The 26,690-nt window shown below is 60.6% G+C and carries 23 protein-coding genes; 5 read left to right on the forward strand and 18 right to left on the reverse strand.

From position 1 onward, the window contains the following. Positions 1 to 57: 57 nt before the first annotated feature. From C8K63_RS30735 to C8K63_RS06085, 7 genes are all read right to left on the reverse strand, one after another. Positions 58 to 183, reverse strand: a complete 126-nt coding sequence (locus tag C8K63_RS30735) for a hypothetical protein (RefSeq protein ID WP_256594902.1) — start codon at positions 181 to 183, stop codon at positions 58 to 60. A 218-nt stretch (positions 184 to 401) separates the two neighbouring features. Then, positions 402 to 581, reverse strand: coding sequence for a hypothetical protein (locus C8K63_RS06060; RefSeq protein WP_108215865.1), 180 nt, complete (start codon positions 579 to 581; stop codon positions 402 to 404). Positions 582 to 737: 156 nt separating this feature from the next. Further along, a complete protein-coding gene (locus C8K63_RS06065; protein WP_108216086.1) occupies positions 738 to 1,907 on the reverse strand; it encodes a lactonase family protein in 1,170 nt (389 codons plus the stop codon). After that, positions 1,900 to 2,238 carry a DUF5629 family protein gene (locus C8K63_RS06070; protein WP_108215866.1) on the reverse strand — a complete coding sequence of 113 codons (339 nt, stop codon included), beginning with the start codon at positions 2,236 to 2,238 and terminating at the stop codon, positions 1,900 to 1,902. Before C8K63_RS06070 ends, C8K63_RS06065 begins: the two co-directional genes overlap by 8 nt. A 120-nt stretch (positions 2,239 to 2,358) precedes the next feature. After that, on the reverse strand, positions 2,359 to 3,939 hold the full coding sequence (locus C8K63_RS06075; protein WP_108215867.1) for an aldehyde dehydrogenase (NADP(+)): 1,581 nt from the start codon (positions 3,937 to 3,939) through the stop codon (positions 2,359 to 2,361). Between the two features lie 10 nt (positions 3,940 to 3,949). Next, on the reverse strand, positions 3,950 to 4,942 hold the full coding sequence (araD1, locus tag C8K63_RS06080) for an AraD1 family protein (protein ID WP_108215868.1): 993 nt from the start codon (positions 4,940 to 4,942) through the stop codon (positions 3,950 to 3,952). Positions 4,943 to 5,075: 133 nt separating this feature from the next. Then, positions 5,076 to 6,383: an MFS transporter gene (locus tag C8K63_RS06085; RefSeq protein WP_108215869.1), complete on the reverse strand. Its 1,308-nt coding sequence runs from the start codon at positions 6,381 to 6,383 to the stop codon at positions 5,076 to 5,078. Positions 6,384 to 6,576: 193 nt separating this feature from the next. Between C8K63_RS06085 and C8K63_RS06090 the strand changes: the two genes are divergently transcribed. Together C8K63_RS06090 and C8K63_RS06095 are read left to right on the forward strand one after the other, a co-directional pair. Continuing rightward, positions 6,577 to 8,313, forward strand: coding sequence for an IlvD/Edd family dehydratase (locus C8K63_RS06090; protein WP_056727612.1), 1,737 nt, complete (start codon positions 6,577 to 6,579; stop codon positions 8,311 to 8,313). A gap of 212 nt (positions 8,314 to 8,525) precedes the next feature. Beyond that, on the forward strand, positions 8,526 to 9,245 hold the full coding sequence (locus tag C8K63_RS06095) for a FadR/GntR family transcriptional regulator (protein WP_158273935.1): 720 nt from the start codon (positions 8,526 to 8,528) through the stop codon (positions 9,243 to 9,245). A gap of 174 nt (positions 9,246 to 9,419) precedes the next feature. On the opposite strand, the gene C8K63_RS06100 is transcribed toward C8K63_RS06095, so the two are convergent. The 8 genes from C8K63_RS06100 to C8K63_RS06135 form a co-directional block, all read right to left on the reverse strand. Beyond that, positions 9,420 to 11,804, reverse strand: a complete 2,385-nt coding sequence (locus tag C8K63_RS06100) for an RND family transporter (protein WP_108215871.1) — start codon at positions 11,802 to 11,804, stop codon at positions 9,420 to 9,422. A 42-nt stretch (positions 11,805 to 11,846) separates the two neighbouring features. Then, complete coding sequence (locus C8K63_RS06105) at positions 11,847 to 12,899, reverse strand: YCF48-related protein (RefSeq protein WP_108215872.1); 1,053 nt, start codon at positions 12,897 to 12,899, stop codon at positions 11,847 to 11,849. Positions 12,900 to 13,952: 1,053 nt separating this feature from the next. Then, on the reverse strand, positions 13,953 to 16,610 hold the full coding sequence (gene pepN / locus C8K63_RS06110; protein ID WP_108215873.1) for an aminopeptidase N: 2,658 nt from the start codon (positions 16,608 to 16,610) through the stop codon (positions 13,953 to 13,955). 10 nt (positions 16,611 to 16,620) lie between these two features. Then, a complete protein-coding gene (locus C8K63_RS06115) occupies positions 16,621 to 17,451 on the reverse strand; it encodes a DUF2797 domain-containing protein (RefSeq protein WP_108215874.1) in 831 nt (276 codons plus the stop codon). Next, positions 17,448 to 17,708: a YeaC family protein gene (locus C8K63_RS06120; protein ID WP_108215875.1), complete on the reverse strand. Its 261-nt coding sequence runs from the start codon at positions 17,706 to 17,708 to the stop codon at positions 17,448 to 17,450. Before C8K63_RS06120 ends, C8K63_RS06115 begins: the two co-directional genes overlap by 4 nt. Before the next feature lie 32 nt (positions 17,709 to 17,740). After that, positions 17,741 to 18,610 carry a rhomboid family intramembrane serine protease gene (locus C8K63_RS06125; RefSeq protein WP_108215876.1) on the reverse strand — a complete coding sequence of 290 codons (870 nt, stop codon included), beginning with the start codon at positions 18,608 to 18,610 and terminating at the stop codon, positions 17,741 to 17,743. After that, positions 18,607 to 19,578, reverse strand: a complete 972-nt coding sequence (locus C8K63_RS06130) for a metallophosphoesterase (RefSeq protein WP_108215877.1) — start codon at positions 19,576 to 19,578, stop codon at positions 18,607 to 18,609. The genes C8K63_RS06125 and C8K63_RS06130 overlap by 4 nt, the downstream gene beginning before the upstream one ends. Continuing rightward, positions 19,578 to 20,468 (reverse strand): NAD(+) kinase, encoded by an 891-nt coding sequence (locus C8K63_RS06135; protein ID WP_108215878.1) that lies wholly within the window; start codon positions 20,466 to 20,468, stop codon positions 19,578 to 19,580. The genes C8K63_RS06130 and C8K63_RS06135 overlap by 1 nt, the downstream gene beginning before the upstream one ends. Positions 20,469 to 20,585: 117 nt before the next feature. Between C8K63_RS06135 and C8K63_RS06140 the strand changes: the two genes are divergently transcribed. Then, the gene (locus tag C8K63_RS06140; RefSeq protein ID WP_108215879.1) at positions 20,586 to 21,536 is read left to right on the forward strand and encodes a DUF1853 family protein; all 951 of its coding nucleotides are present in this window, start codon (positions 20,586 to 20,588) and stop codon (positions 21,534 to 21,536) included. Positions 21,537 to 21,720: 184 nt separating this feature from the next. On the opposite strand, the gene C8K63_RS06145 is transcribed toward C8K63_RS06140, so the two are convergent. Then, the gene (locus C8K63_RS06145) at positions 21,721 to 22,281 is read right to left on the reverse strand and encodes an NADPH-dependent FMN reductase (RefSeq protein ID WP_108215880.1); all 561 of its coding nucleotides are present in this window, start codon (positions 22,279 to 22,281) and stop codon (positions 21,721 to 21,723) included. A gap of 175 nt (positions 22,282 to 22,456) precedes the next feature. Between C8K63_RS06145 and C8K63_RS06150 the strand changes: the two genes are divergently transcribed. Together C8K63_RS06150 and C8K63_RS06155 are read left to right on the forward strand one after the other, a co-directional pair. Beyond that, complete coding sequence (locus C8K63_RS06150) at positions 22,457 to 22,684, forward strand: hypothetical protein (protein WP_108215881.1); 228 nt, start codon at positions 22,457 to 22,459, stop codon at positions 22,682 to 22,684. Positions 22,685 to 22,772: 88 nt separating this feature from the next. After that, positions 22,773 to 23,666 carry a LysR family transcriptional regulator gene (locus tag C8K63_RS06155; RefSeq protein ID WP_108215882.1) on the forward strand — a complete coding sequence of 298 codons (894 nt, stop codon included), beginning with the start codon at positions 22,773 to 22,775 and terminating at the stop codon, positions 23,664 to 23,666. Here the strand turns inward: C8K63_RS06155 and C8K63_RS06160 are convergent. Beyond that, on the reverse strand, positions 23,632 to 24,246 hold the full coding sequence (locus tag C8K63_RS06160; protein ID WP_108215883.1) for a GNAT family N-acetyltransferase: 615 nt from the start codon (positions 24,244 to 24,246) through the stop codon (positions 23,632 to 23,634). The two genes, C8K63_RS06155 and C8K63_RS06160, sit on opposite strands and share 35 nt — an antisense overlap. A 14-nt stretch (positions 24,247 to 24,260) precedes the next feature. Then, entirely contained in the window at positions 24,261 to 26,516 is a 2,256-nt protein-coding gene (locus C8K63_RS06165; RefSeq protein ID WP_108215884.1) for an arginine/lysine/ornithine decarboxylase, read from the reverse strand. Between the last annotated feature and the right edge of the window lie 174 nt (positions 26,517 to 26,690).

Consider the following 26,690-nt stretch of genomic DNA (forward strand, 5'->3'; position numbering starts at 1 on the left):
CCACTCAGGGTTATCCATAGTAACCATCAGCCTCATTGATCATTAAGCCAGTCTATTTCACTCTTCAATAAAACTTATCAAGCGCTCGCGCGCAGCCTCCGGCTCACCCGGAACAGGGTCGGCTGCCGACAGAATGGGGGTGGAATAGAGAAAAAGAACAACCAATGCCAGACGCGTCACCATGCTGCTGATCCTTGCCGTGAGGAGGAGTCAAAAAATCAGCGTCAATTTAAACGTATGTCAATATGATATCAAGCACAGCATTGGTGGCAAACTGATACTGTCGTAAATGCGTTATGCAGGAGCGACATCACTCTGATCGTTTTCGACACTCTGGCTTTCAACGCCAGGGTCTTCGATCATCAGTGACTTCGCTCCTGCATAAAGGCAGGGGTAAACGCTCAGGCTTGGGTTTTGTGATCCAGCGCGGCGTAGAAGTTGGCGCTCTGTTGCAGGTATTTTGGGGCGTAGCTCTGGGTGTGGGCTTTTTTGTCGCTGATTTCAACGTTGGCACTGGCTGGCAGTGCAACGGTGGCAGAAATGGCGGAAGCGGCGATGACAGAGAAGATGTTGAAGTTCATGGCGGTATTCCTCGGATTCAGTTGGCTTGCTTGCCCGGTGGGGCCGTGAAGCAAACTTAACCCTCGAGGGTTCGTGCCTTGAAATGCTTTGTAGCAGTACCAGATATCAGCGCCATTGATAAAAGCAGGCAAGCCCCATCAACCGGGGCCTGCGGCTTATTGACGCAGCAGAAACCTGAGGTCGCTCGGGGCGTCCATTGGCAGTTTTTGCACGGTCTTGCCCAGCAGACCAGTCCTGGCATCGCGTTCGACGACGACAATCTGGTTGCTCTTCTGATTGGCGATCAACAGGAATTTGCCGCTCGGATCGAGGCTGAATTCCCGCGGGTGATCGCCCTCCACCGCCCGGCGTTGCAGCTCGTTGAGGTGGCCGGTGGCAGGATCGATGGCAAACACCAGCAGTTGATTGGCCGTGCCACGGTTGCTGACGTAGAGGAACTTGCCGTCAGCCGAGGCATGCAACGCCGCCGCAGCTTTTTCCGAGACGGGTTGCCCGGCAGCCAGATCGACCATCTGCGTCTGTTCGAGTCGGCCGTCGTGGTAATCGAACACCGCCACTTGCGCGCTCATTTCCATGGTCAGCCAGGCGTGTTTGCCATCGGCGCTGAACAGCAGATGACGCGGTCCGCTACCGGGCGGCAGTTGCACGAATGCCGGGGTCACCGGAGTCAGTGGCAGTTCGGGGTTGGCCTTGGGGTCGAAGCGGTAGGCAAACACCCTGTCGGCACCAAGATCGATTGCGAACACGTATTGGCCATCCGGTGACGGGATGGCCGAATGCACGTGAGCCGAGGCCTGACGCTCGGGGTTGACCCGGCTCGCCGGGTGGCTGCTCATCTGCACCACCGGTTTGAGCGTGCCATCGGCCGCCACCGGCATCACTGCGAGGGTGCCGCCCGGGTCTTCGGCCACCGAGTAATTGCTGACGAACAAATGGCTGCCATCGGTGCTGAGGCTGGAATGGGTCGGCTCGTTGCCCAGGCTTTGTACCTGGCTGATCAGGCTCAGCGCATGGGTCTTGGGATCGATGGCGTAACTGCTGACGCGCCCGACCGGATCGGTCTGGCCCGGGCCGTTTTCGTTGACCACGAACAAGTGTCGCTGGTCCTTCGACAGGGTCAGCCACGACGGGTTTTCGCTTTTGATCACTTGCAGGGGCCGCGCATCGATCTGCCCGGTGCTGCTGTCGAAAGCCAGGCGGTAGATGCCCTGGCTTTGACCGGCGGTGTAGGAGCCCACGAGCAGTTGATAGTCTTCGGCGGATGCGATCTGGACACCCATCGCACCGATGCTGCCGGCCATCAACAGTGGCCAGAGGTTACGCATCGCCTTGATCGTCATCATCGTTGTCGCCACCGACGACATCGCCCAGGCACACCAAACGGTGTTCACCCGAGTCACCGGTGATCAACCAGCTTTGCAGCGAGGTGTCGAAGGTCGCGGCCTGGATCTGTGCCGGGGTGAACTCCCAGTGCTTGGCCGCACGGCCATCCATGCATTCAATGTGCAGGTTATCGACCTCGTCGAGGGCGAATTCGAAGGCATGCAGCCCGTCGATCTCTACCATTCCGCAGTGTTCGAGGGCATTGAGCAAGGTGTCGGTTGGGGAAGTCATGGCAGTCAATCTTTGAATGAGAAAGACGCAATGATAGCTCATGCACCACCTCCCCTGTAGGAGCGAGCCTGCTCGCGATGGCGGCAGTCCAGTCGATTTAAATGTTGACTGATGTTCCGCTATCGCGAGCAGGCTCGCTCCTACAGGGATTGTGGTCGGCCGCTAGAGTGCCTCGCGGGACGATTGCCCATCCACCAGTCGCTGGATACGCAGCGGATTGCCGTTCTTCAGCGCATCCGGCAGCAAATTGTCCGGATAGTTCTGGAAGCACACCGGGCGCAGGAAACGATCGATAGCCAGGGTGCCCACCGACGTACCGCGCGCATCGGACGTTGCCGGGTACGGTCCGCCGTGGACCATCGAGTCGCAGACTTCAACGCCCGTCGGATAGCCATTGAGCAGGATGCGTCCGACCTTCTGTTCCAGCAAAGCCGTCAGCCCGGCGAACTGTTCGAAGTCTTCCGGCTCGCCAATGAGGGTGGCGGTCAACTGGCCGTGCAGCGCGTTCAATGCGGCACTGAGTTGTGCCTGGTCAACGACTTCGACGAACACGGTGGTCGGGCCGAAGACTTCTTCTTGCAAGACTTCATCGCCGTCGAGCAACAGGCTGACATCCGCCTTGAACAGCTGCGGTTGGGCCTGATTGCCTTGCTGCGGGCTGCCGGCGAGGTGCTCGATGCCTGGATGAGCGAACAGTTTTTGCAGACCTTTGCCATAGCTGCTCAAGGTTCCGGCATTGAGCATGGTTTGCGCTGGCTGATCACCCATCAGCCCGGCGACCTGCTGCACGAACGCGCTGAACTGCGGCGAGCGAATACCGATCACCAGGCCTGGGTTGGTGCAGAACTGACCGCAGCCTTGTACCACCGACGCGGTCAGGTCACGGGCGATGCTTTCTGCGCGCACTTCCAGGGCTTGGGGCAACAGGATCACCGGGTTGATGCTCGACATCTCGGCGAACACCGGAATCGGTTGCGCGCGGGCCGCGGCCATGTCGCACAAGGCTCGACCGCCCTTGAGCGAACCGGTGAAACCCACCGCCTTTATCGCCGGATGCTTGACCAGCGCCTCGCCGACACCGCCGCCGTAGATCATGTTGAACACCCCGGCCGGCATCCCGGTTTTCTCGGCGGCGCGAATGATCGCATCGGCCACCTGCTCGGCCGTGGCCATGTGACCGCTGTGGGCCTTGAACACCACCGGGCAGCCAGCAGCCAGCGCCGAGGCGGTATCGCCGCCAGCGGTGGAGAATGCCAATGGAAAGTTGCTGGCACCGAACACCGCTACCGGCCCGAGGCCGATACGGTATTGACGCAGGTCCGGGCGCGGCAACGGTTGACGCTCCGGCAATGCCCGGTCGATCCGTGCACCGTAGAAATCACCGCGACGCAAGACTTTGGCAAACAGACGCATCTGTCCGCTGGTACGTCCACGCTCGCCTTGTATTCGCCCCGTCGGCAACGCCGTTTCGCGGCAGACCACGGCGACAAAATCATCACCGAGGGCATCCAGTTCATCGGCAATGGCCTCGAGAAACTGCGCCCGCCGCTCCGCACTCAAACTGCGATAGGCCGGGTACGCGGCGGCGGCCGCGTTGGCCGCCGCATCGACTTCCAGCGGGGTCGCCTGATAAAAGTCGTGGAGCAATGCCTCACCGGTGGTGGCATCGAAACTCTGCAACTTGACGCTGCCGGCGGCGCTGCGTTGGCCGCCAATGTAGTTGTGACCAAGAATCCGGGTCATGGGTAAGTCCTCAAAGTGTGCCGACGGTGCCAGGTTCGAAAGCCGCTGCAACCGGTGCGATGCCATTGATCAATGGCGCGCCGAATTCGGCCTGGGTGATCTCGAACACGTCACCCGGTTGCGTGCGAATGCCGTCGGCAAAGGACAGGGTCGCGGTGCCGAAGAAGTGAATGTGCACATCCCCGGGACGCAGGAACTGGCTGTACTTGAAATGATGGAATTCGAGGTTGGCCAGGCTGTGGCACATGTTCGCCTCGCCGCTGAGAAACTCGTTCTGCCATAGCACCTCGCCGTCGCGCAGGATGCGGCTGGTGCCCGCCAGATGCTGCGGCAGTTCGCCGACCCGCAGTTCCGGGCCATAGCTGCAGCTGCGCAGTTTCGAATGGGCCAGATACAGGTAGTTCTTGCGTTCCATGACGTGGTCTGAGAACTCGTTGCCCACGGCAAAACCCAGGCGATACGGCTTACCGTCGCGACCGATGACGTACAGGCCGGCGATCTCCGGCTCTTCGCCGGCATCTTCGGCAAACGGCGGCAGGGGAAACGGCTGGCCCGGCCTGACGACGATGCTGCCATCGCCTTTGTAGAACCATTCCGGCTGCACACCGGCTTGATCTGCTGCCGGTTTGCCACCCTCCACGCCCCATTTGAAGATGCGCATGGTGTCGGTCATCGCCGATTCGTCGCCACTTTGCTGGTGCATCTTGTCCCGGGCCGATGCACTGCCCAGATGGGTCAGGCCCGTGCCACTGACCAGCATGTGCGCCGGGTCCGGATGATCCAGGGGCGGCAGGATGCGCCGCTGTGTCAACAGTTCAGCATAGTCGTGGCTGATGCCCAGCCCCAGGCTTTGCACCTGTTGCTCAAGATTGGCGCCCGCCTCGATCGCCGCCAACGCCAGATCGCGAACGGTGCGCGCGTCCTGCACTTCACGGACCAGCCCCGCCTCGACCACGCCGACACGGCGTTCTCCGTTACTCAATTCGAACTGAACCAAACGCATGAAATTTCTCCTATTCCTTCAAAAACACCGCAGATCCCTGTAGGAGTGAGCCTGCTCGCGATAGCGATGTATCAGTCGCCGACAACATTGGATGTGCCGACGCTATCGCGAGCAGGCTCACTCCTACATTGCATTAGCGTGCACTTGCTGCAAATTGATCGACTGGCAGGACGTGTTTGCGCTCCAGCAGGCGATAGACGACGCCAGTCAGAATCAGGCCAAACACCATCACCCCGGAGAGGAAATACAAGCCGGACGCCAGGTTGCCGGTGTATTCCTTGAGTGCGCCGATCACGAATGGACCGAGGTAACCACCGAGGTTACCCACCGAGTTGATCAAGGCGATCCCAGCCGCCGCACTGGCGCCGGCAAAGAATCGACCCGGCAGGGTCCAGAACACCGCAGTGCAGGAAAACAGCGCGAACGCCACCAGGCACAGCGCCGCCAGTTGCAGCACCGGCACCGACAGCCAGGCGCTGAGGAACAGGCCGATCGCACCCAGTACGTAAAGCACGGCGAGGTGACCGTAGCGGTCGTTCAAGCGGTCGGAACTGCGCGGAATGATCAGCAGGCCGACGATCCCGAAGATGTACGGCACCGCGGAAACGAAACCGGTCACCAGGTCGCTGCCGCCGAATTGCTTGATCAGGGTCGGCAGCCACAAGCCCAGGCCATAGATGCTCAGGGTCACCGGCAGGTAGAACAGCGCCAGCAGCAGGACGCGTTTGTCCTTGAGGGCGTGCAGCGGATTGCCATGGCGGGTCTGGCCGTACGCGTCCAGGTCCTTTTTCAATTCGGTGCTCAGCCAGTCCTTTTCCGCCTGGTCCATCCACTTCACTTGTTGCGGACCGTCGGGCAGGTAACGCAGCACCGGCCAGGTCAACAGGATCGCCGGGGTGCCGATGACGATGAACAGCCACTGCCAGCCATGCAGCCCCAACACACCGTCCATGCCCAGCAAGCCACCGGACACCGGGCCGGTGATCATCATTGCGATGGGTTGCGACAGGATGAACAGCCCGAGGATCTTGCCGCGATGGCGCACCGGGAACCATTGGGTGATGTAGTACAGAACGCCCGGGAAGAACCCGGCTTCGGCGGCGCCGAGCAAAAAGCGCATCACATAGAAGCTGCTCGGCCCCTGGACGAAGGCCATACCGATGGTGATGGCGCCCCAGGTGATCATGATCCGCGCGAACCAGCGCCGTGCGCCGAAGCGGTCGAGCATCAGGTTGCTGGGGATTTCCAGCAGGAAGTAGCCGATGAAGAACAGCCCGGCGCCAAGACCGTAGGCGGCATCGCCCAGGCCGATGTCAGCGCCCATGTGCAGTTTGGCGAAGCCCACCGCAGAGCGGTCCACATAGGCGATCAGGTACAGCAGGATCAGGAAGGGAATCAGTTTCAGCGTAATGCGACGGATAAGCCGCAGTTCCTGGCTCATGAGATCGGTCTCCGATTGTTGTTGTTATGGAACCTCGGGGGACGCCTCTCGCGAAAAATCGCCAGGGCCATCCCTCCGTTTGAGCCGACTATATAGTAATACTATTTATCCAACAACACTTCCAAACAGTGCAATTTGCGCTTATGTTACGCCTCAGCTCGAACAATATAGTCATACAATAAGAGAATCGATCATGTCTGATAAGAAACCCACCCTGCGCTCCGCCCAATGGTTTGGCACGGCCGACAAGAACGGCTTCATGTACCGCAGCTGGATGAAGAATCAGGGCATCGCCGACCACCAGTTCCATGGCAAGCCGATCATCGGCATCTGCAACACCTGGTCGGAACTGACCCCGTGCAACGCGCATTTCCGCCAGATTGCCGAGCACGTCAAACGTGGGGTGATCGAGGCCGGCGGCTTTCCGGTGGAGTTTCCGGTGTTCTCCAACGGCGAATCGAACCTGCGCCCGACCGCCATGCTCACCCGCAACCTGGCGAGCATGGATGTCGAAGAAGCCATTCGCGGCAACCCGATCGATGGCGTGGTGCTGCTGACCGGTTGCGACAAAACCACCCCGGCCTTGCTGATGGGCGCCGCCAGTTGCGACGTGCCGGCCATCGTGGTCACCGGCGGGCCGATGCTCAACGGCAAACACAAGGGCAAGGACATCGGCTCCGGCACCGTGGTCTGGCAGCTCAGCGAACAGGTCAAGGCCGGCACCATCAGCATCGACGATTTCCTCGCGGCCGAGGGCGGCATGTCCCGCTCGGCCGGCACCTGCAACACCATGGGCACGGCCTCGACCATGGCCTGCATGGCCGAAGCGCTCGGCACTTCCCTGCCCCACAACGCGGCGATCCCGGCGGTGGATGCGCGCCGTTATGTGTTGGCACACATGTCCGGCATGCGGGCCGTGGAGATGGTGCGCGAAGACTTGAAGCTGTCGAAGATCCTGACCAAAGAGGCCTTCGAGAACGCCATTCGCGTCAATGCCGCCATCGGCGGTTCAACCAACGCAGTGATCCATCTGAAGGCCATTGCCGGGCGCATTGGCGTGGAACTGGACCTGGATGACTGGACCCGTATCGGTCGCGGCATGCCGACCATCGTCGACCTGCAACCGTCCGGGCGTTTCCTGATGGAAGAGTTCTATTACGCCGGTGGCTTGCCCGCCGTGCTGCGTCGCCTCGGTGAAGCCAACCTGATCCCGAACCCGAATGCCTTGACCGTCAATGGCAAGTCCATCGGCGAGAACACCAGGGACGCGCCGATCTATGGCGAAGACGAAGTGATCCGCACCCTCGACAACCCGATCCGCGCCGACGGCGGCATCTGTGTCTTGCGCGGCAACCTGGCACCGCTGGGCGCGGTACTCAAGCCGTCCGCCGCCACGCCCGAACTGATGCAGCATCGCGGCCGCGCAGTGGTATTCGAGAACTTCGACATGTACAAGGCGCGGATCAACGATCCGGAACTGGACGTGGATGCCAACTCGATACTGGTGATGAAGAACTGCGGGCCGAAGGGTTATCCGGGCATGGCCGAGGTCGGCAACATGGGCCTGCCGGCCAAGCTGCTGGCCCAGGGCGTGACCGACATGGTACGTATTTCCGACGCGCGCATGAGCGGCACCGCGTACGGCACTGTTGTCCTGCACGTTGCCCCGGAAGCCGCTGCCGGTGGACCGCTCGCCGCCGTGAAAGAAGGCGACTGGATCGAACTCGATTGTGCCAGCGGCCGTTTGCACCTGGATATTCCGGATGCCGAACTGGCCGCACGCATGGCCGATCTGCAACCGCCACAGAACCTGATCGTCGGTGGGTATCGTCAGCTGTACATCGACCACGTGCTGCAAGCGGACCAGGGTTGCGACTTCGACTTCCTGGTCGGTTGCCGCGGGGCTGAAGTGCCGCGCCACTCTCACTGACACCACCCTCCCCCTGTAGGAGCGAGCTTGCTCGCGATGGACGTGAACGATAACGCGTGCTGTCTGAAAGCAAACGTCGTCTTGAAGTCCATCGCGAGCAAGCTCGCTCCTACAGTCGTTCGGCGCCAGTATCAAACCCGGCTCTGACGACCATCCCTCCCGCGCCTGCTATCATGCGCGACACCTATTCGCACAGGACCGCGTCGTTCCCCATGGATTACCGCAAACCCTCCGACCGCAAAAGCATGCACTCGCGCATCGTCCAGGAACTGGGCATGCAGATCGTCTCGGGACGTTTCCTGCCCGACGACAAACTGCCCGCCGAAGCGCTGTTGTGCGAAGAATATGCGGTCAGCCGGCCGGTGCTGCGTGAAGCCACCCGGGTCCTGGTTGCCAAAGGCCTGGTGTATTCCCGTCCGCGGGTCGGGACCGTGGTCAAGCCGCGCAAGGACTGGCACATGCTCGATCCGGACGTGCTGCACTGGTTGATGCAAAGCAGCCCGCAGAATCAGTTTTTCGACCTGCTGACCAGTGTGCGCAGCATCATCGAACCGGCTGCCGCCGCCCTAGCCGCGCAATTCGCCACGGATGCGGACATTGCCTCCATCGGTGAGGCCTACCAGCGCATGGAAGCCGCACCGACGCCGGAGGCGCTGTTGCAGCCGGACCTGGACTTCCACAGTCGCATCGCCGATGCCACGCACAACGACTTGCTGGCCAACCTGTGCAACATGCTCTCGGTGGCCATCGCCGAAGCCTTGAAACATTCCAACCAGCGACCGAACCTGCATGAACTGGCGCTGCCACGGCACAAGGCAATCCTGACCGCCATCGAGAATCGTGATGCCCTCGGGGCCCGGCATGCGACGCTGGTGCAACTCGATGATGCGCGCAGTGCGTTGAATGTGGTTTTGGGTAGCGATCCTTCGTAATGGCAAAGTCAAAAGATCGCAGCCTTCGGCAGCTCCTACGTGGGATTGCCTACACCGATTAATTGTGGGTGTATTCGATCAATGTAGGAGCTGCCGAAGGCTGCGATCTTTTGATCTTCGCCCAAATAAAAAAGCCGCAACCTGAGGTTGCGGCTTTTTTGATTCAGCGATCGATCAATGGGCAAACAACGAATTGCCCTTCTGCCCTGCCAGCCTCGAAGGCTTGATCAGGAACCGCGCCAGTGCCGGCAACAGCCACAGCGCACCGAACATGTTCCACAACAGCATGAAGGTCAGCATCAGCCCCATGTCGGCCTGGAACTTGATGGCCGAGAAGATCCAGGTGCACACGCCGATGGCCAGGCACAGGCCGGTGAACAGCACCGCCTTACCGGTGGACTTCAGCGTCTGGTAGTACGCCTCTTGCAGCGGCAGGCCGGCACGCAGGAAGCTTTCCAGACGGCTGTAGATGTAGATACCGTAGTCCACTCCGATCCCCACCCCGAGCGCCACGACCGGCAGGGTCGCCACTTTCACACCGATGCCCATGAAGGCCATCAGGGCGTTGCCGAGTACCGACGTCAGCACCAGCGGCAGCACGATGCACAAGGTCGCCGCCCACGAACGGAAGGTGATCATGCACATGGTCGCGACGCAGATGTACACCAGGATCAGGATGGTCAGCTCGGACTTCTTGATCACCTCGTTAGTGGCCGCCTCGATCCCGGCGTTACCGGCAGCGAGGATGAACTCCAGGCCTTCCTTGTTGTTTTCCCTGGCGAACGCCTGCACCGCGTGCACCGCGCGATCCAGGGTCTCGGCCTTGTGATCGTTGAGGAACACCAGTACCGGCGCCAGGGAACAGCTGTTGTTGTACAGGCCGTCAGCGCGGGCGATGGAGTTGTTCAGCACATCAGGGTTACGCGACAGGGTTTCCCATTTCAGGTTGCCTTCGTTCATGCCCTTGATCATTTGCTTGGACACGGTCACCAGGGAAATCGCCGACTGCACGCCCTCGGTGTTCTGCATCTTCCACATCAGTTCGTCGATCGGCGCCATGGCTTCGTAGCGCGAGCACCCCTCGGCCTTGGTCTTGACCATCACCACCAGCACATCGGAACTGGTCGAATAGTTGTTGATGATGAAGTTGTTGTCCTTGTTGTAGCGCGAGTCCGGACGCAGCTCCGGGGCACCCTGGTCGAGGTCGCCGATTTTCAGGTTCTGGCTGTACCACAGGCCGCCGCCAAAGGCGATCAGCGCCAGCAGAATGGACACCGGTGCGACTTTCGAGCTGGCGAAATTCGCCAGCAGTCGCCAGAACGGATGCTCGCGATGCGCGTCCTTTTTGCTGCGTTCGACCGCACGCTTGCTTATGCCGACATAGGAAATCGCCACCGGCAGCAGGATCAGGTTGGTGAACACGATCACTGCCACACCAATGGATGCGCCGATGGCCAGTTCACGGATCACGCCGATATCGATGATCAGCAGCGTGATGAAACCCACGGCATCGGCGAGGATCGCGATCATCCCGGGCAGGAACAATTGACGGAAAGTGCGACGTGCAGCGGTCAGGGCATTGTCCGCCTCACTCGATTGCAGGGCGATCCCGTTGATCTTCTGCACGCCGTGGGAAATACCGATGGCGAAGATCAGGAACGGTACCAGCATCGAGTAAGGATCGAGCCCGAAGCCGAAGAAGTGCATCAACCCCAGTTGCCAGACCACTGCCACCAATGTCGTGCTCAACACGGCGACGGTACTGCGCAGGCAGTTGGTGAACCACAGCAAGAGGATCAGGGTGATGACGAAGGCGACACCGAAGAACATCACCACCATCACCAGGCCATCGATCAGGTCACCGACTTTCTTGGCGAAACCGACGATGTGGATCTTCACATTCGGGTTCTGTACTTCGAACTTGGTGCGGATCTTGTCTTCAAGTTCGTGTGAGAACTGGCGGTAGTCCAGCGCCAGCAACTTGCCCTGGTCCTGCGGGTCCGGGAAGGACTCCAGCAACGGAATGTCGACGATGCTCGACTTGAAATCGTTGGACACCAGCCGCCCGACCTGGCCGGACTTGAGCACGTTGTTGCGCAGCATATCGAGGCTGGCCTGGGAGCCGTTGTAGCTCTGCGGGATCACCTCACCGCCAGCGAAGCCCTCTTCCGTCACTTCGGTCCAGCGAACGCTCGGGCTCCACAGCGACTTGAGGCCGGAACGGTCGACACCGGAGATGTAAAACACCTCGTCGTTGATCTGACGCAGGGTCTCCATGTACTCCTTGGAGAAGATGTCGCCATTGGTGGCTTCCACCGAGATCCGTACGGTGTTGCCCAGGTTCGCCAGATCGTTGCGGTGCTCCATCATCTTCTGGATGAAGGGATGCTCCAGCGGGATCATTTTTTCGAAACTGGTGGACGGACGGATCAGCGTCGCCTGCCAGAACAGGAAAATACTGACCAGCAAGCAGATCGTGATCACTGCCGGGCGGTTGTTGAAGATCAGGCGCTCGAGGAACGTCGCCTTGTCCTGGTGATGGGTACTCAAGGAAGTCATAGCTCCGCCTTCTTATTATTGACCTGGCTCATTTGCCCGCTTTTATTTGCCAAGCTCAGTGCCGTTTGGCGAGGTGACGCGAACGCCGCCCTGCCCGGCCAGAACCAGATTGCCATTGCCTGCTGCAGTCACTGCCGAGACGGAAATACGGTCCGCACGATTGACCACCTTGAAGGTTTCGCCGTCGTCGCTGCTGCGAATCACCGAGCCGCCGTTGCCGACGATCACGATGGAACCATCGTCGAGCAGCGTGCCGCCGGACAGCCCGAACTCCAGGTCACCGCGTTCAGCCTTGAGCTCGACTTGCTCCCAGTTGCTGCCGAAGTCCGTGGAGCGATAGAGGTTGCCACGCAAGCCGTAGGCCAGCAGCGTATTAGGCTGCGCCGTACCGATCACGCCAAACAGCGAGCCTTCGTACGGACCTTCGAGTTTTTCCCAGGTCTGGCCCCAGTCCGCGGAGCGGAACATGCTGCCCTGCTCGCCAACGATGAACAGCCCGGCGTCCTTGACCGCAGCAATCGCGTTCAGGTGGTACTGGTCTTCATTGTCGAGGCGGTCGCTGGCGTCTTCCCAATGCTTGCCACCGTCGGTGGTTTCCATCAGCGAGCCGTAAGCGCCCACGGCAAAGCCGCTGTTGACGTCCTTGAACCAGACATCGAGCAGCGGCGATTCGCGTTTCAGGTCTTCGAATTGTCTGATCCAGGTCGCGCCGCCGTCCTCGCTGGCGAGGATCTGCGCGTCATGGCCGACGGCCCAGCCGTGCTTGTCGTCGACAAAGAACACCGACGTCAGCAGGGCCCGGGTCGGGACCTTGGCCTGGGTCCAGTTCGCGCCCTGATCATCGGAATAGAGGATGTGCCCACGATCCCCGACCGCCACCAGGCGCTTGCCGGCGTGGACGACATCGAGCATCAGGCTTTTGGCAGCCTTGGCAGATTCAATGGAATAAACAACATCGGATGCTGACGCCGCCGAAGCCAGCGCAGGCGCCGACAACATGGCAGAGCCCAACAGCGAGAGCGCTGTGGCCAGCAACGCGAATTTGCGCAGTGCCGGCGGGCGGCAGATACCCACACCCATGACAGGCTCACTCATAGACCTTCTCCCATTATTATTGTTAGGTCGTTCAACCTTTCTGGGCGCCGCAAGGGTGCGTGTCTGGACCGACTGCTTCAGAGCATAGTCCTGAAACCCGCAATCCAGAGCCCCTTCGGAAGCTGGCTTATCCTATCGGGGTTTTTTCATGTCTGACAATCGACGCCACGTTATGTTTTGTTAACCGGGGGGGATGGGGGGTTGTTCTGAATGGTTGGGTATCAGGTGGGGTGATTGCGGGTTTGGGGGTTGGGGGATTGGTGATTGGTGTACATATCCATTGCTGCGGTAACGGCCGCTTATGGTTCCGCCCTTACGGCGGGTCACTTTGAAAAGCGCAAAGTAACCAAACGCTCTTGCCCCTGACATTCGGTGCCTCGCCGTGGCTCGGCATGCCCTCGCTCCGGTCCTGCTCCGTGGGCCCGCCGCCATCGGCCATCCATGGCCGGGGGCGGCTAACCCGGCATCCATGCCGGGTTGCCCACTGCGCAGAACCTCCACTCGGCCTCACGAGGGGGCGTACACCGCAACAGCGCCCGAGGCGGCCTACCGGCCGGCCTGGTTGCTGGGTGCGTTCGTCTGTGATGTACCTGTGGCTGACAGGCCGCCTTCGCGAGCAGGCTCGCTCCCACAGAAGGGCAAAGGCAGATCGGCGTACACAGACGCTTCTCACCACTCATCAGGCCGAGCGTTAGCTCGCCTGCAGCTCTTGATCTTGATCCACCCGCCCCCTCGGCAGGCTGAGCGGAGGTGTTCATCCGGGGATTGGCGCGCAGCGCCGTTCGACGCAGTCGAACTCATTGCATGTAGGTCGAAGCGAAGCCGACCGGAGGGCAATGCCCCCGGATGAATACCGCAGCGAAGGAACCCCGAGCCTAAGCGAGGGGCCGTACGTAAGGGGCGAGCGTTTTTTGCTTACTTTTTTAGGCGCTTGTAAAAAAGTGAGTCGCCGTAAGGGCGAAACCGCCAGTCGCCGTTACCGCAGGAATGGATATGTACCCAATCAACCCATGACCCTGGTCGGCCCGAAGGCCGCCAAGGTCACCAGCAGACTCAGGCCAAACTCTTGCTGACCACCTCAAACACATCACTGGACAACTGCCCCGAAGCCCGAATCCGCTCCAACTCGCCTTTCATCAAAGCCTGACGAGCACTGTCGTACTTGCGCCAGCGAGTCAAAGGCGCCAACTGGCGAGAAGCAATCTGCGGGTTAAAGCCATTCAACTCGATCACCAGATCCGCCAGGAAGCGATACCCGGAACCGTCGGCCGCGTGGAAGTTGATCAGGTTCTGCCCGGCAAACGCACCAACCAGTGCCCGCACCTTGTTCGGGTTCTTGATGTTGAACGCCGGGTGCTGCATCAACGCCTTGACTCTCTCCAGGCCACCGGGCAACACGCTGCCGGCCTGGACACTGAACCACTGATCCATGACCAGCGGGTTGTCCTTGAAGTGTTCGGCGAAGCTGGCCAGTGCCTTGGCCTTCTCGGCTTCGAACGGCGAATTGACCAGCACGGCGAGTGCGGTCAGGCGCTCGGTCATGTTGTCGCACGCGTCGAACTGCTCCAGCGTCGCCGCCAGGACTTGCGGCTTGCCGCTGAGCATCAGGTAGGACAACGCGATGTTCTGCAAGGCACGACGGGCGAAATGCTCGGCTTCGGCCACATACGGCGTCTGCTTCGACAATTCGCGATTGGCCTGATAACGCAGCCACAGGCCATCGAACAGCGCGTCAGCCAGTTGCTTGCGGGCAAACTCGCGGGCGACATGGATCGACTCGACGTCCGCTATTTCGCTGATCTCGGTCAGGTACGCCTCGCTTGGCAGCGAGAGCATTTCGGCGACCATGGCCTGATCCAGCGACTCGTCCGAGAGCACCGTGCGCAGTGCCGACACCAGCCGCTGATCGAGTACCAGCGCTTCGCCCTTCTGCTGCTGGCCGATCAATTCCTGCAGCACCTGCACCGACAGCTGCTGGCCGGCATCCCAGCGGTTGAAGCCGTCGCTGTCGTGCTGCATCAGGAACATCAGCTGATCACGGTTGTACGGGAAGCTCAGCTTCACCGGCGCCGAGAAGCCGCGCAGCAACGATGGCAACGGTTGTTCGGCAATGTCGACGAAGGTGAAGGTCTGCTCGGCCTCGGTTACCGAGATCACGCGGGTCGTGCCTTGGGCGGCGGCTTCACCGGCAAGACGCAGGGCAATCTCGCCGCCCTTGCTGTCCAGCAGCCCCAGTTCGACCGGGATCACGAACGGCAGTTTTTCAACCTTGTCCGGGGTTTCCGGGCAGCTCTGGCGGAAGGTCAGGCTGTAGGTTTTTGCCGCCGCATCAAAGGACTCGCTCACCGCCAGGCGCGGTGTACCCGCCTGGCTGTACCAGCGTTTGAACTGGGTCAGGTCGACGCCATTGGCATCTTCCATGGCCTTGATGAAGTCATCGCAGGTCACGGCCTGGCCGTCGTGGCGTTCGAAGTACAGGTCGCTGCCTTTGCGGAAACCTTCGGCGCCGAGCAAGGTGTGAATCATGCCGACCACTTCCGAACCCTTTTCGTACACGGTCAGGGTGTAGAAGTTGGAAATCTCGATGAAGCTGTCCGGGCGCACGGCGTGGGCCATGGGGCCGGCGTCTTCGGCGAACTGGTGGGTGCGCAGGTACGCCACGTCCTGGATGCGCTTGACCGTGGCCGAGTTCATGTCCGAGGAGAAACCGGCATCGCGGAACACGGTGAAGCCTTCCTTGAGCGACAGCTGGAACCAGTCGCGGCAGGTCACGCGGTTGCCCGACCAGTTGTGGAAATATTCGTGGGCGACGATCGCTTCGACCCGTTGGTGCGCGGCGTCGGTGGCGGTTTCGGCCTTGGCCAGCACGGCGCTGGAGTTGAAGATGTTGAGGCCCTTGTTTTCCATGGCGCCCATGTTGAAGTCATTCACGGCGACGATCATGAAGATGTCCAGGTCGTACTCGCGACCGTAGACCTCTTCGTCCCAGCGCATGGATTTCTTCAGGCTGTTCATGGCGTGCTGGCACTTGTCGATGTTTTCCGGCTCGACGTAAATGCGCAGCGCCACGTTGCGCTCGCTCATGGTGGTGAAGCTGTCTTCGACGCACCACAGGTCGCCGGCCACCAGCGCGAACAGGTACGCCGGTTTCTTGAACGGGTCTTCCCAGGTCGCCCAGTGCCGGCCTTCTTCACCAGGACCGGAGGCGATCGGGTTGCCGTTGGACAGCAGCACCGGATAGCTGTGTTGTTCGGCGACCACCGTGGTGGTGAAGGTGCTCATCACGTCGGGGCGGTCGAGGTAATAGGTGATCTTGCGAAAACCCTCGGCCTCGCACTGGGTGCAGAACATCGTGCCGGACTTGTACAGGCCTTCCAGCGCGGTGTTGGTTTCCGGGTGGATCCGGACGCTGGTATCGACCGTGAAGGTGGTGCTGGTCGGGTGCAGGGTCAGGTGATTCTCGCTCAACTGGTAGTCGGCGGCGCTCAGTTCACGGTCGGCCAAAGTGACCGACAGCAGTTCCAGCTGCTGGCCGTCCAGCACCAGCGGCGGCAGGCCCGGGCCTCGCTCGGGGTTGCGGCGCATCACCAGTTGCGCATGGACCAGGCTGTGGTCCTCGTACAACTCGAAGGTCAGGTGCGTTTCGTCGATCAGGTACTCGGGCGCCTGATAGTCCTTGAGGTAGATCATCTTCGGTTGTTCGGTGCGCATGCTGGAGTCCTTACTGATGCACGGCGAGCTGGTAAGCCGTGTATTTACGAATGTTGATCACGCCGGTGTCGAAGATCAGGTATTGACCCTTGACCCCCATCAGCGTGCCTTCGGCAATCGGGTTCTTGTCCAGGTTGAAGCTGACGATCTTCGCCGGGTACTGCTCGACCGGGTAGCGGATTTCCAGCGGTTCGGCATCGGTCACCGGCTGGATCGCCTGCAAGCCAAATCGCTGCTGCAACCCCAGCAGACCTTCAGCGCAGCTGTCGAACAATTGATCGCGAACCTCGGCCAGGTTCACGGCTACCGCATCGCCCTTGAGTAAAGCACGCCAGTTGGTCTTGTCGGCCACCTGGCTGCGGAACAGATCCTCGACGAAACCGGATTGTTGCCGGGTCGATACGCGCATGATCGGCAACGCCTGGCTCGCACCCTGGTCGAGCCAGCGGGTCGGCAACTGGGTGGCGCGGGTAATGCCGACTTTCACCCCTGACGAGTTGGCCAGGTACACCACGTGATCGGTCATGCAGAACTTCTCGCCCCATTCCGGCTCGCGGCAGGTGCCGGCGTCGTAGTGGCAACGCTCCGGGCTCATGATGCAGACGTCGCACTGGGCCAGTTTGGTCATGCACGGGTAGCAGTAGCCCTGGCTGAAACTGGTCTTGGTCTTGCGTCCGCAATGGATGCAGTGGATCGCACCCAGGTATTCCAGACGCACCGTGGTGCCGATCAACGGATTGACCGGGACCTCGGTTTCGCCCAGACGCAAAGCGTATTGCACGTTCGGCCCGTCCAGGCGCGCCGACATTTTGCTGATTGCACCGCGGCCAATCTCGATCAATGGATGGCATCCGACTTGAACAGGATGTTCGGTACTTCGATCGACTTCGAAGCGCATTCCTGCGGCCCCATGTAGCCGGTACGCTGGTCCTCGGGCAGGTTCTGCATTTCCCAGGCGATCATCGCCTGCAGCGACAGCTCGCGTTGCTCGGCGGTGAGTTTGCCACCGTCGGACCATTTGCCGATTTCCACGGCCAGTTTCAGGCTCTCGTAGATATCGGAGGTAATGTTGTTGATCATTTCGTTAAAAGAGGACATTGGGTCTCCGTCTCTTTATTGCATGTTCTGAGTTAGGCGGCCAGTTTACGGCGGTTATACAACCCGCCCAACAAACCGGTGAAGCATCCGATGAGTAACCCGCTGACATGGGCCGCGTTGGCGATTTCGCCGAAGCCGATCATCGAGACCAGTCCGGACAGGCACAGCAACAACCACACCAGCATCATCACCAGCACGCCTCGCGGCAGGCGATAAGCCCGGTTCGGCGCCAGTAGCTGGAAAATCCAGCAATGCCCGAGCAGGCCGTACAGTACACCGGACAAACCACCGAACAAGGTCGGACCGCTGAAGTAATATTGGGCATAGTTGGACACCAGGCTGAACAGCAGGGTCAAGCCGATCAGGTTGATACTGCCCTGACGCGACTCGATGCGCCGCCCCAGCTCCCAGTACCACATGCCGTTCATCGCCAGGTGCAGGATGCCGAAGTGAATCAGCATCGGCGTGAACAGGCGCCACCACTGCCCCGCCGCCAGGCTGTCGGCCAGTGGCGTGAAGTGGAGGTACTCGCCGACCACGCGGAATTCGAGGAAGGTCAGCCAGCGCATCGTTTCAAGGTTGTCGCCGAGCAGGGTCACTGCACCGACAATCACGCTCAGCAACAGCACCAGCGCGGTGGCCCTGGCGTATTTCAATTGCTCGACGAACCCCGGACGCTCGATGGTCTGCGCCAGCGGAATGTCCAGCTGCTGATCGGGATCGCCCGCCGGAAAGCGTTCGTAGAGCGCACGCACGTCTTCGCTGATGTTCTGCGGCACCCACAGCACCTGTTCGCCAGCTTCTTCGCTGACCCGATGGGGCACTTGCATGCGCTTGAGCAAGGTGACGAACCCGCTCAAGTCCACCGCCAGGGGCAGACGCAATACCGCTACAGCACTCATTGCAGCACCTCCGGCCGCTCGACATCGACCCAGACGAATTTATGCGGATCCAGGCGGGTTTCCTGATCCAGGCGATAGGCAACCAGCTTGCCGTACAGCACCGCGCTGTAATCCAGACAGGCCAGGTTCGGCCGGATCGGTGCCGGCTTGCCGCTGCGCCAGTAATGACCGACGAACAACAACGGCTCATCGATGCCATAACGCAGCAAACTGTTCTTTTCGGTGGACGTCAGCGGCGTCCGGGCCACGGGTTCCGGCAGTGCATCGGGCTGGAACACGATATCGCCGTAGGTTTTCGGATCGTCTTCCCAGAACTTGGTGCGGAAGAACGAACGCACCAGCCCATCGCCGCTGGTCATGGTCAGGCCATGGGGCAAGCGCATGTCCGTGCCACGCAAAAGGCGATCGAATACGGTGCAGGCAAACGATCCCGACTGCGCCGAAGCCTGGAGAAAAGGCTCGTCGACGCAACCGTTGGGGAACAACGCCCGCAGCGGCTCGATCAGCCCGGCATCCCAGCAGGCGTGGACCACGCGAAAACGCCCGGCATCGACGAACAATGGCAGCTTATAGAACCATTGCTGGAAGTCGTGCCAGTCACCCGGATGGTGTTCGAACTGGGTCAGGGTTTCATGCAACAGGCGGGCATGGCGCGGCGTGTGCTCGCGCACGAATTGCTTGCCGCTGCCGGGTAGCGCCGGCGTGCTCCAGCCCAGCGCATTGAACTCGTGGTTGCCCATGATGCACAGTGCCTGACCGGCCTCGACCATGTCGTGGACGATATGCAGCGCCTCGCGAATCCGCGGGCCGCGATCGATGATATCGCCGACGAACACCGCCATGCGCGAGGCGTGGCGCCAGACGCCGCCCTGTTTGTGATAACCGAGTCGGTCGAGCAAGTGCTCCAGGGTCAGAGCGCAACCGTGCACGTCACCGATCAGGTCGTAGCTACGCGCGGGATCGAGCATCAGTCGCCTCCACCCCCCAACTTGCTGCCCCAGCCGAGCTTGGTCCGGCAGACTTCATAGTAGTTGTGGTCGAGCGGGTGAATCAGCCGCAGTTTCTGGGCTTTCTTGCTCACGGTAATGGTGTCGCCGGGCGCGCAGGTAAAGTGGTTCTGCCCGTCACACGAGACTTGCGGGTAAATCTGCATATCCTTGGACACGACGATTTTCAGCTCACTGTTGCCATCGACCACGATCGGTCTACCTGACAAGGTATGGGGGTACATCGGCACAATCACAATAGCGTCGAGCTTGGGATGCATGATCGGCCCGCCGGCAGACAGTGCATACGCGGTGGAACCTGTCGGCGTCGCAACGATCAGGCCGTCGGCCTTCTGGCTGCAGACGAACTGGCCGTCGATGTACAGCTCGAATTCGATCATTCGCGTGGATTTGCCAGGGTGCAGCACCACATCGTTCAGTGCATCGCCCTGGCCGATGGCCTCGCCGTGGCGGCGGACTTCGGCTTGCAGCAGGAAGCGGTTTTCCACCAGAAAGTGGCCATCCAACACTTCGGCGACCTTGGTTTCCAGCTCGTCGGGACGAATATCGGTGAGGAAACCCAGGCTGCCCCGGTTGATGCCGAGCACCGGAATATTGTGCCTGGCCAGCGCCCGGGCGGCACCGAGCAGGCTGCCGTCACCACCGACCACAATGACCATGTCGCAGACTTCGCCGAGCATCTTGCGCGACGAGGTTTGCAGGCCGTGCCCTGGCAGCACTTCGGCGATGGTGTCTTCGAGGATCACGTGCAGGTGACGATCGAGCAGAAACCGTTTCAGTCGGCGGACGGTATCCAGCACCTGGGAACTGCCCAGGCGACCGATGATGCCGATATTGCGAAATTGCTCCATGGGGCTCCTGCGGGGATCTGTGTGGCGGCGAAAACCACGATTATGGGCGAAAGCCGCCCGTAGACAAAATCCTTTCAGCTTCAAGGGTGTGCCCGGGTTTCGGGCTATGCTCGCAAGATGATGCTATTTCCGGATTTGCTCCACCTGCCCCATCAATTACGCCATCCCGAAGTGCGTGACCTGGCGTGGGTCATCCTCGCGCCGCCCATGCTGGACGATACCCCGTGGCCGCAGCGTCACCCGCTGGCCGGCAGCGACTGGGTGCAGGCACCGGATCGGCTGGAGCATTGGCTGCGGCAATTGGACCGAGACAGTTATGGCTTGCTGCACTGGCTGGCCCAGGCCCGGACCCGGCGTCTGGGCCTGTATTACGAACGCCTCTGGCAATTCGCCGTGCAGCATGCGCCCGGCATTGAACTGATTGCCGCCAACATGCCGATTCGCCGCGAGGGGCACACCCTGGGTGAACTGGACATGCTGCTGCGCGACCGCGACGGCGTGCATCACCTGGAACTGGCGATCAAGCTCTACCTCGGCCCGCAATCCGGCGACGGACACGACACCGCCCAGTGGCTGGGTCCGGGATGCCACGACCGGCTCGACCGCAAACTGGCGCACCTGAGCCAGCATCAATTGCCGATTTCCGCTCGCCCCGAAAGCCGTGAAGTGCTCGCGGCGCTGGATATCCAGGCGTTCAGCGCGCATTTGTGGCTGGGGGGGTATTTGCTGTACCCGTGGCCGGGACAGGCCGCTGCGCCGCTGGGTGCACATCCGCAGCATTTGCGGGGGCGCTGGCTGCATCAAAAGGATTGGCCGGCGTTAGTAGCCCAGAGCGCGCCCGGTCGCTGGCAACCTCTGCCCCGCCATGCCTGGCTGGCGCCGGCGCATTACTCGGCGGAACACACCTGGACCCCTGAGCAGATGCAGGCATGGCTCAATGACCTGGACCCGCTGGCGCCGGCACAACTGCTGGTGCGCCTGACGGAAAATGCCAATGGCGACTGGGAAGAAGCCGAGCGATTGTTTCTGGTGTCGGACCTTTGGCCGAATGTGCCGGGTAATGCCTGAGTTTTGCTGTGTCTGAGCCGGCCCCATCGCGAGCAGGCTCGCTCTCACATTGGGTCCCAGCCGAACACAAATCTTGTGTCCACTGAGGATCCCTGTGGGAGCGAGCCTGCTCGCGAAGGGGCCAACCCGGCCTGAAGAGATAACCTCCCAGCGCCTGGCAGGACAATACGCTGATCAATGAACATCAAACTTTCTTGTGCTGCTCGACCCATTGCCCATAGGCATTGATGAAACTTTGCAGGAACGGCTTGACCGACTCGGACAACTTGCCCGCCTCGTCGAACGCCGAACCGGCGTTCCCCAGATAGGCCTCTGGCTGCTGCATCATCGGCACATTCAGAAACACCATGGATTGACGCAGGTTGTGATTGGCGCCAAACCCGCCGACGGCCCCCGGCGAAGCACTGATAACGGCGCCGGGCTTGCCATTCCACGAACTCTTGCCATAAGGGCGAGAACCGACGTCAATCGCATTTTTCAACGGCGCCGGCACCGAACGGTTGTATTCCGGGGTCACGAACAGCACCGCGTCGGATGAGCTCACCTGTTGTCGGAAAGTGCTGTAGGCTGCCGGCGGTGAAGCGCCATCGATGTCTTCGTTATAGAGCGGCAGGTCGCCAATTTCGACGATGTTGAGCTTGAGATTGGCCGGCGCCAGCTCTATCAGGGCCCGTGCGACCTTGCGGTTGATCGATTCCTTTCTCAAGCTGCCGACCAGGACGGCGATCGTATAGACGTTGCTCATAAGAGTTTCTCGACTGTCCGATAGGAAGAGCTTGTAGTTATAGATGACGATTCAAGCAGCGGGCGACTGAAAACGCCGTCCCTGACTATTTTTTTCCTGTAGGAAAACTTACCTCGCCCAAGCGCGGTCTACAGAGCCGCAAATTGAGTGATTTATCTCCAGAGGTTCCAAGCAGATGGCAGCAGTACTCGTCGGTCAGTTCCATGCAAGAGATGCGCAAGGCCGTATTTATTCGGTGCACGAGTTCCAGGACTCCACCCCGGCGGTAGACGGATCAGGCCCTGTCACCACCTACAAGCTGGCCATTGGCGACCGTGTCAACAAGGTCGACGACAATCAATTCATGCTGGTGCAAACCGGCGTGACCATTACCCGCGAACCGCAAACCGCAAGCGTTTCATAACCCGTCGTTATGAGCAGAAGTCATATGCGCGGACTTGGGGTAGGATTCAGCCACTGACTCCTCCACCTGCTGAACATGGACTTCACGCATGCGCTTACGCCATATCGAAGTGATCCAGGCGCTCTTGCAGACCGGTCACCTGGGCACCGCCGCCGAATGGCTGCAGTTGCCGGTGACCGAAGTCGAGCGCTTGCTGCGCGATGCCGAGGATCAGTTGGGTTTCATGCTGTTCGCCAGCGTACGCGGGCGTTTGCAGGCCACCCGCGAGGCTCGGGAACTGCAAGTGGAAATTGCCCGGGTCTACGACGCGCTCGAACCCGTGCAGCGCCTGGCCAACAGCCTCAGGCAATACCTGGCGCCGCCGCTACGCATCATCTGCACCCCGCCCCTGGCCAATCAATTGTTGCCACACAGCATCGCGGCCCTGCGCCGACGCCTGCCCGACGCGCCTTGCACACTGCTGAGCCAGCCCACCCGCGACATCGTCAGAAGCCTGCTGCTGCGTGAAAGCGATCTGGGGCTGAGCCTGCACGACCCTGATCACGCCGATCTCGATTGCCAGGTGATTGCCCAGGGCAAACTTCAGTTGCTCGCACCCCATGGCTGGCTGCAACCGAAACAGAAATACATTTCACTGCAGGATCTGGCCGGTCAATCGATGATCGGCCTGGAGGGGCACGATCCGCTGAGCCCGGCACTGGAAAACAAACTGCACGGCTTGCGCCCTGCCCCGGTGATTCAAACCCGGGTCCAGACGCATCAGATGATGCGCAGCATGGTCGAGGCTGGCGAAGGTCTGGCCATCGTCGATCCCTTCACCGCCCTCGGCGCCAAAGCCTCGGGACTGGACACCTGCCCGTTGGCGCCAGCCGTGCCGATCAGTCTCTACGCCCTGTCCCTGAAAAACGTCGAACCCTCTCCGGCGGTTCAGGCACTGTTGGCCATCGTCACGGAACAAGCCGCGGCGATGCTGACGAACTGAACGGGTTTTCCAGCGGATTTTCGAACAGTCGATACCAGAACAGCGCCACTTCGGCAGTGTTCGGGTCAATGCCGCGATAGCGCAGCTGGTCGATCCCGCCCATCACGTATCCGCAACGCTCATAGAGCCGGCAGGCCCCCAGGTTGTTGTTCTGGGTTTCGAGCATGATGCCCGGGAGCTTTTTCTTGCGGCTCCAGAATTGCGCCACATCCAGCAGGGCCTTGGCCACTCCATGCCGTCGGGCCGGTGCATGCACCGCCAGTTCGTCGATATGGGCAAAGCCGTTCCAGTTGGTACTGACCACCAGATGCCCCACCGGCTGGTCATCCAGATACGCCATGAAAATCGCGCTGTCGGCACCATCGCGAAAGCTGCTGAATTCCTCAGGATCGATGCCGTAGCACTTGCGATAAGGCGTGATCGGGGTGACCGGCCACTGTGCCACCGGCTTGCCTATTTCGGCCGCACCATAGGCCGCGACTTCAAAACTGAAATCACTGCCCCAGATATAGGCGGCAAAACCCTCGTCGGCAACCCGTACCGACAACCCTGGATAATTCGGATTTATTACCGGTTGCATACTGGGAAAGGTCCTCATTCCTTGATGCAATCGACGGTGTAGCACCGCCCACCGCTCTGATCTTCGTGCTGCAATCCGTGCACATCAGCGACGAACCCCGGGAAACTGCTATCGAACGTGCGGGCAAACGCCAGGTAATCGATGATCGAGCGAGTCGACTCGGTAAATCGCTCACCCGGCATGATCAACGGAATGCCGGGCGGGTACGGCACCAGCATGACGGCGGCAATCCGCCCGTCCAGCGCATCGATCGACACCGCTTCGACTTCACCCCGCACCAATTGATCATAGGCGTCCGCCGGTTTCATCGCGACTTCCGGCAGTACGGTGTACATGCGCTTGAGGTGCCTGGCGGTAGCATTGCTGCGATAACAGGCATGCAACTGATCGCATAAATCACGCAGGCCCATGCCCTGATAGCGCGCGACATTCTCTTGCGCCACGCAAGGCAGGCAACTGGCCAGACTGACATTGGCGTCATAGCTGCGCTTGAACTCCAGCAATTCGGTGAGCAGCGTGCTCCACTTGCCTTTGGTGATGCCCATGGAGAACAACACCAGGAACGAATACAGACCGGTCTTCTCAACCACCAGGCCACGCTCCCAAAGGAACTTGCTGACCACCGCCGCCGGAATCCCGCGCTCGCTGAGGGCGCCACCGGCCGTCAGCCCCGGCATCACCAGCGTGACCTTGATCGGGTCGAGCAGCACATAATCGTCGGTCACGCCGCCAAAGCCATGCCAGTCGGCATCGGGCTGCAGCAACCAGTCCTCGGTGACGACCCGCTCGATGCCTTGCACCGACGGCGGTTGCCAGATCGAAAACCACCAGTCATCCGCGGCAATGTGCTGGCGCAAGTTAGCCAGCGCCCGGCGAAAACTCAGGGCTTCGTCGAACATTTCCTGCAACAGCGAACGCCCGGCCGGCCCTTCCATCATCGCCGAAGCCACATCCAGCGAGGCGATGATGCCGTACTGCGGCGAGGTCGAGATGTGCATCATGAACGCTTCGTTGAAGCGATCCCGGTCCAGTTGCCGCGCGCCGCCATCGCGCACGTGAATCATCGACGCCTGACTGAAAGCCGCCAGCAACTTGTGGGTGGAGTGGGTGGTAAACACCAACGGGCTGTCTTCATCACGGGACGTACCCATGCCGTAGCGCCCGGCAAAAAACTCATGAAACGCCGCATAGGCGTACCAGGCCTCGTCGAAGTGCAGCACCTCAACACTGTTGCCCAGTTGCTGCCTGATCAGCTCTGCGTTGTAGCAGAGGCCGTCATAGGTCGAATTGGTCACTACAGCGAGCTTGACCTTCGGCGAACGCCCCTTGGTCAGCGGACTGGCGTCGATCTTGGCCTGGATCGATTCGCGGCTGAACTCGCTCAGGGGAATCGGGCCAATGATCCCCAGTTCATTACGCTCCGGACACAAGTACAGCGGGATCGCGCCGGTCATGATGATCGAGTGCAGCACCGACTTGTGGCAATTGCGATCCACCAGCACCAGGTCATCGCGGGCGACCACCGAGTGCCAGACAATCTTGTTGGCCGTGGACGTGCCATTGATCACGAAAAAGGTGTGATCGGCGCCGAAATTACGTGCTGCACGGGCCTCGGCTTCAGCCAGGGGACCGGTGTGATCAAGTAAAGAGCCGAGCTCAGGCACCGACACCGAAAGATCCGAGCGCAGGGTGTTTTCCCCGAAAAACTGGTGAAACGCCTGCCCGACCGGACTCTTGTGATACGCCACGCCACCGCCGTGACCGGGGGTGTGCCACGAATAATTGGAGTCCGCCGTGTGTTGCACCAACGCCTTGAAAAACGGCGGCAGCAGGCCATCGAGGTATTTGCGCGCGGCGCGGGCCACCTGCCGGGCGAGAAAGGGCACCGTGTCTTCAAACAGGTAGAGAATGCCGCGTAACTGATTGAGCTCGGCCATGGCGTCGGCAGGCGCATTTTCCAGGGTCACTGTTTCGCCCAGGGCGAAGATCGGCAGATCCGGTGCACGCACTCGCGCCAGACCAATCAGTTCGGCCATGTTTTGCAATAAATGGGAATGGGCGCTGGCGTCCTCAGAGGCAATCAACATGCAGGACAGGCCATGGTAGGTCGACGCCACCAATCGTCCTTCGGTGTAGTCCACCGCCGAAACGACGCTGAACCCTTCCTGCTCCAGTTCCCGGGCAATTCCCCGCACACGGTCGCCGGCAACGCTGTCGGACTTGATGTCGCGATGGACAATCAGGACCGGGAATTTCAAATCTTTATACATGAGGCTCAGTGTCCTGAGGCGGCAGACCAGAGCCTGCCAATTACCTCAGGGTAGAGTGTTGCAGAGGATGTGGCGAGCGTCGCGCCCTGAAATGGGTCATCGGATGCATGCCAGCGGCGCGGCTATTCGAAGATCAAAAGATCGCAGCCTCGTTTCACTCGACAGCTCCTACAA

This window comes from Pseudomonas sp. GV085, from assembly GCF_003050925.1.
Classification (GTDB): domain Bacteria; phylum Pseudomonadota; class Gammaproteobacteria; order Pseudomonadales; family Pseudomonadaceae; genus Aquipseudomonas.

Bases quoted from the DNA above. Each gene is read 5' to 3' on its own strand.
- C8K63_RS06125 (WP_108215876.1), bottom strand. From the start codon at position 18,610: ATGAGTGCTGTAGCGGTATTGCGTCTGCCCCTGGCGGTGGACTTGAGC.
- C8K63_RS06150 (WP_108215881.1), top strand. From the start codon at position 22,457: ATGGCAGCAGTACTCGTCGGTCAGTTCCATGCAAGAGATGCGCAAGGC.
- C8K63_RS06085 (WP_108215869.1), bottom strand. From the start codon at position 6,383: ATGAGCCAGGAACTGCGGCTTATCCGTCGCATTACGCTGAAACTGATT.
- C8K63_RS06075 (WP_108215867.1), bottom strand. From the start codon at position 3,939: ATGACCCGGATTCTTGGTCACAACTACATTGGCGGCCAACGCAGCGCC.
- C8K63_RS06095 (WP_158273935.1), top strand. From the start codon at position 8,526: ATGGATTACCGCAAACCCTCCGACCGCAAAAGCATGCACTCGCGCATC.
- C8K63_RS30735 (WP_256594902.1), bottom strand. From the start codon at position 183: ATGGTGACGCGTCTGGCATTGGTTGTTCTTTTTCTCTATTCCACCCCC.
- C8K63_RS06105 (WP_108215872.1), bottom strand. From the start codon at position 12,899: ATGAGTGAGCCTGTCATGGGTGTGGGTATCTGCCGCCCGCCGGCACTG.
- C8K63_RS06100 (WP_108215871.1), bottom strand. From the start codon at position 11,804: ATGACTTCCTTGAGTACCCATCACCAGGACAAGGCGACGTTCCTCGAG.
- araD1 (WP_108215868.1), bottom strand. From the start codon at position 4,942: ATGCGTTTGGTTCAGTTCGAATTGAGTAACGGAGAACGCCGTGTCGGC.
- C8K63_RS06160 (WP_108215883.1), bottom strand. From the start codon at position 24,246: ATGCAACCGGTAATAAATCCGAATTATCCAGGGTTGTCGGTACGGGTT.
- C8K63_RS06145 (WP_108215880.1), bottom strand. From the start codon at position 22,281: ATGAGCAACGTCTATACGATCGCCGTCCTGGTCGGCAGCTTGAGAAAG.
- C8K63_RS06165 (WP_108215884.1), bottom strand. From the start codon at position 26,516: ATGTATAAAGATTTGAAATTCCCGGTCCTGATTGTCCATCGCGACATC.
- C8K63_RS06155 (WP_108215882.1), top strand. From the start codon at position 22,773: ATGCGCTTACGCCATATCGAAGTGATCCAGGCGCTCTTGCAGACCGGT.
- C8K63_RS06120 (WP_108215875.1), bottom strand. From the start codon at position 17,708: ATGTCCTCTTTTAACGAAATGATCAACAACATTACCTCCGATATCTAC.
- C8K63_RS06070 (WP_108215866.1), bottom strand. From the start codon at position 2,238: ATGAGCTATCATTGCGTCTTTCTCATTCAAAGATTGACTGCCATGACT.
- C8K63_RS06065 (WP_108216086.1), bottom strand. From the start codon at position 1,907: ATGCGTAACCTCTGGCCACTGTTGATGGCCGGCAGCATCGGTGCGATG.
- C8K63_RS06130 (WP_108215877.1), bottom strand. From the start codon at position 19,578: ATGCTCGATCCCGCGCGTAGCTACGACCTGATCGGTGACGTGCACGGT.
- C8K63_RS06135 (WP_108215878.1), bottom strand. From the start codon at position 20,468: ATGGAGCAATTTCGCAATATCGGCATCATCGGTCGCCTGGGCAGTTCC.
- C8K63_RS06090 (WP_056727612.1), top strand. From the start codon at position 6,577: ATGTCTGATAAGAAACCCACCCTGCGCTCCGCCCAATGGTTTGGCACG.
- pepN (WP_108215873.1), bottom strand. From the start codon at position 16,610: ATGCGCACCGAACAACCGAAGATGATCTACCTCAAGGACTATCAGGCG.
- C8K63_RS06140 (WP_108215879.1), top strand. From the start codon at position 20,586: ATGATGCTATTTCCGGATTTGCTCCACCTGCCCCATCAATTACGCCAT.
- C8K63_RS06060 (WP_108215865.1), bottom strand. From the start codon at position 581: ATGAACTTCAACATCTTCTCTGTCATCGCCGCTTCCGCCATTTCTGCC.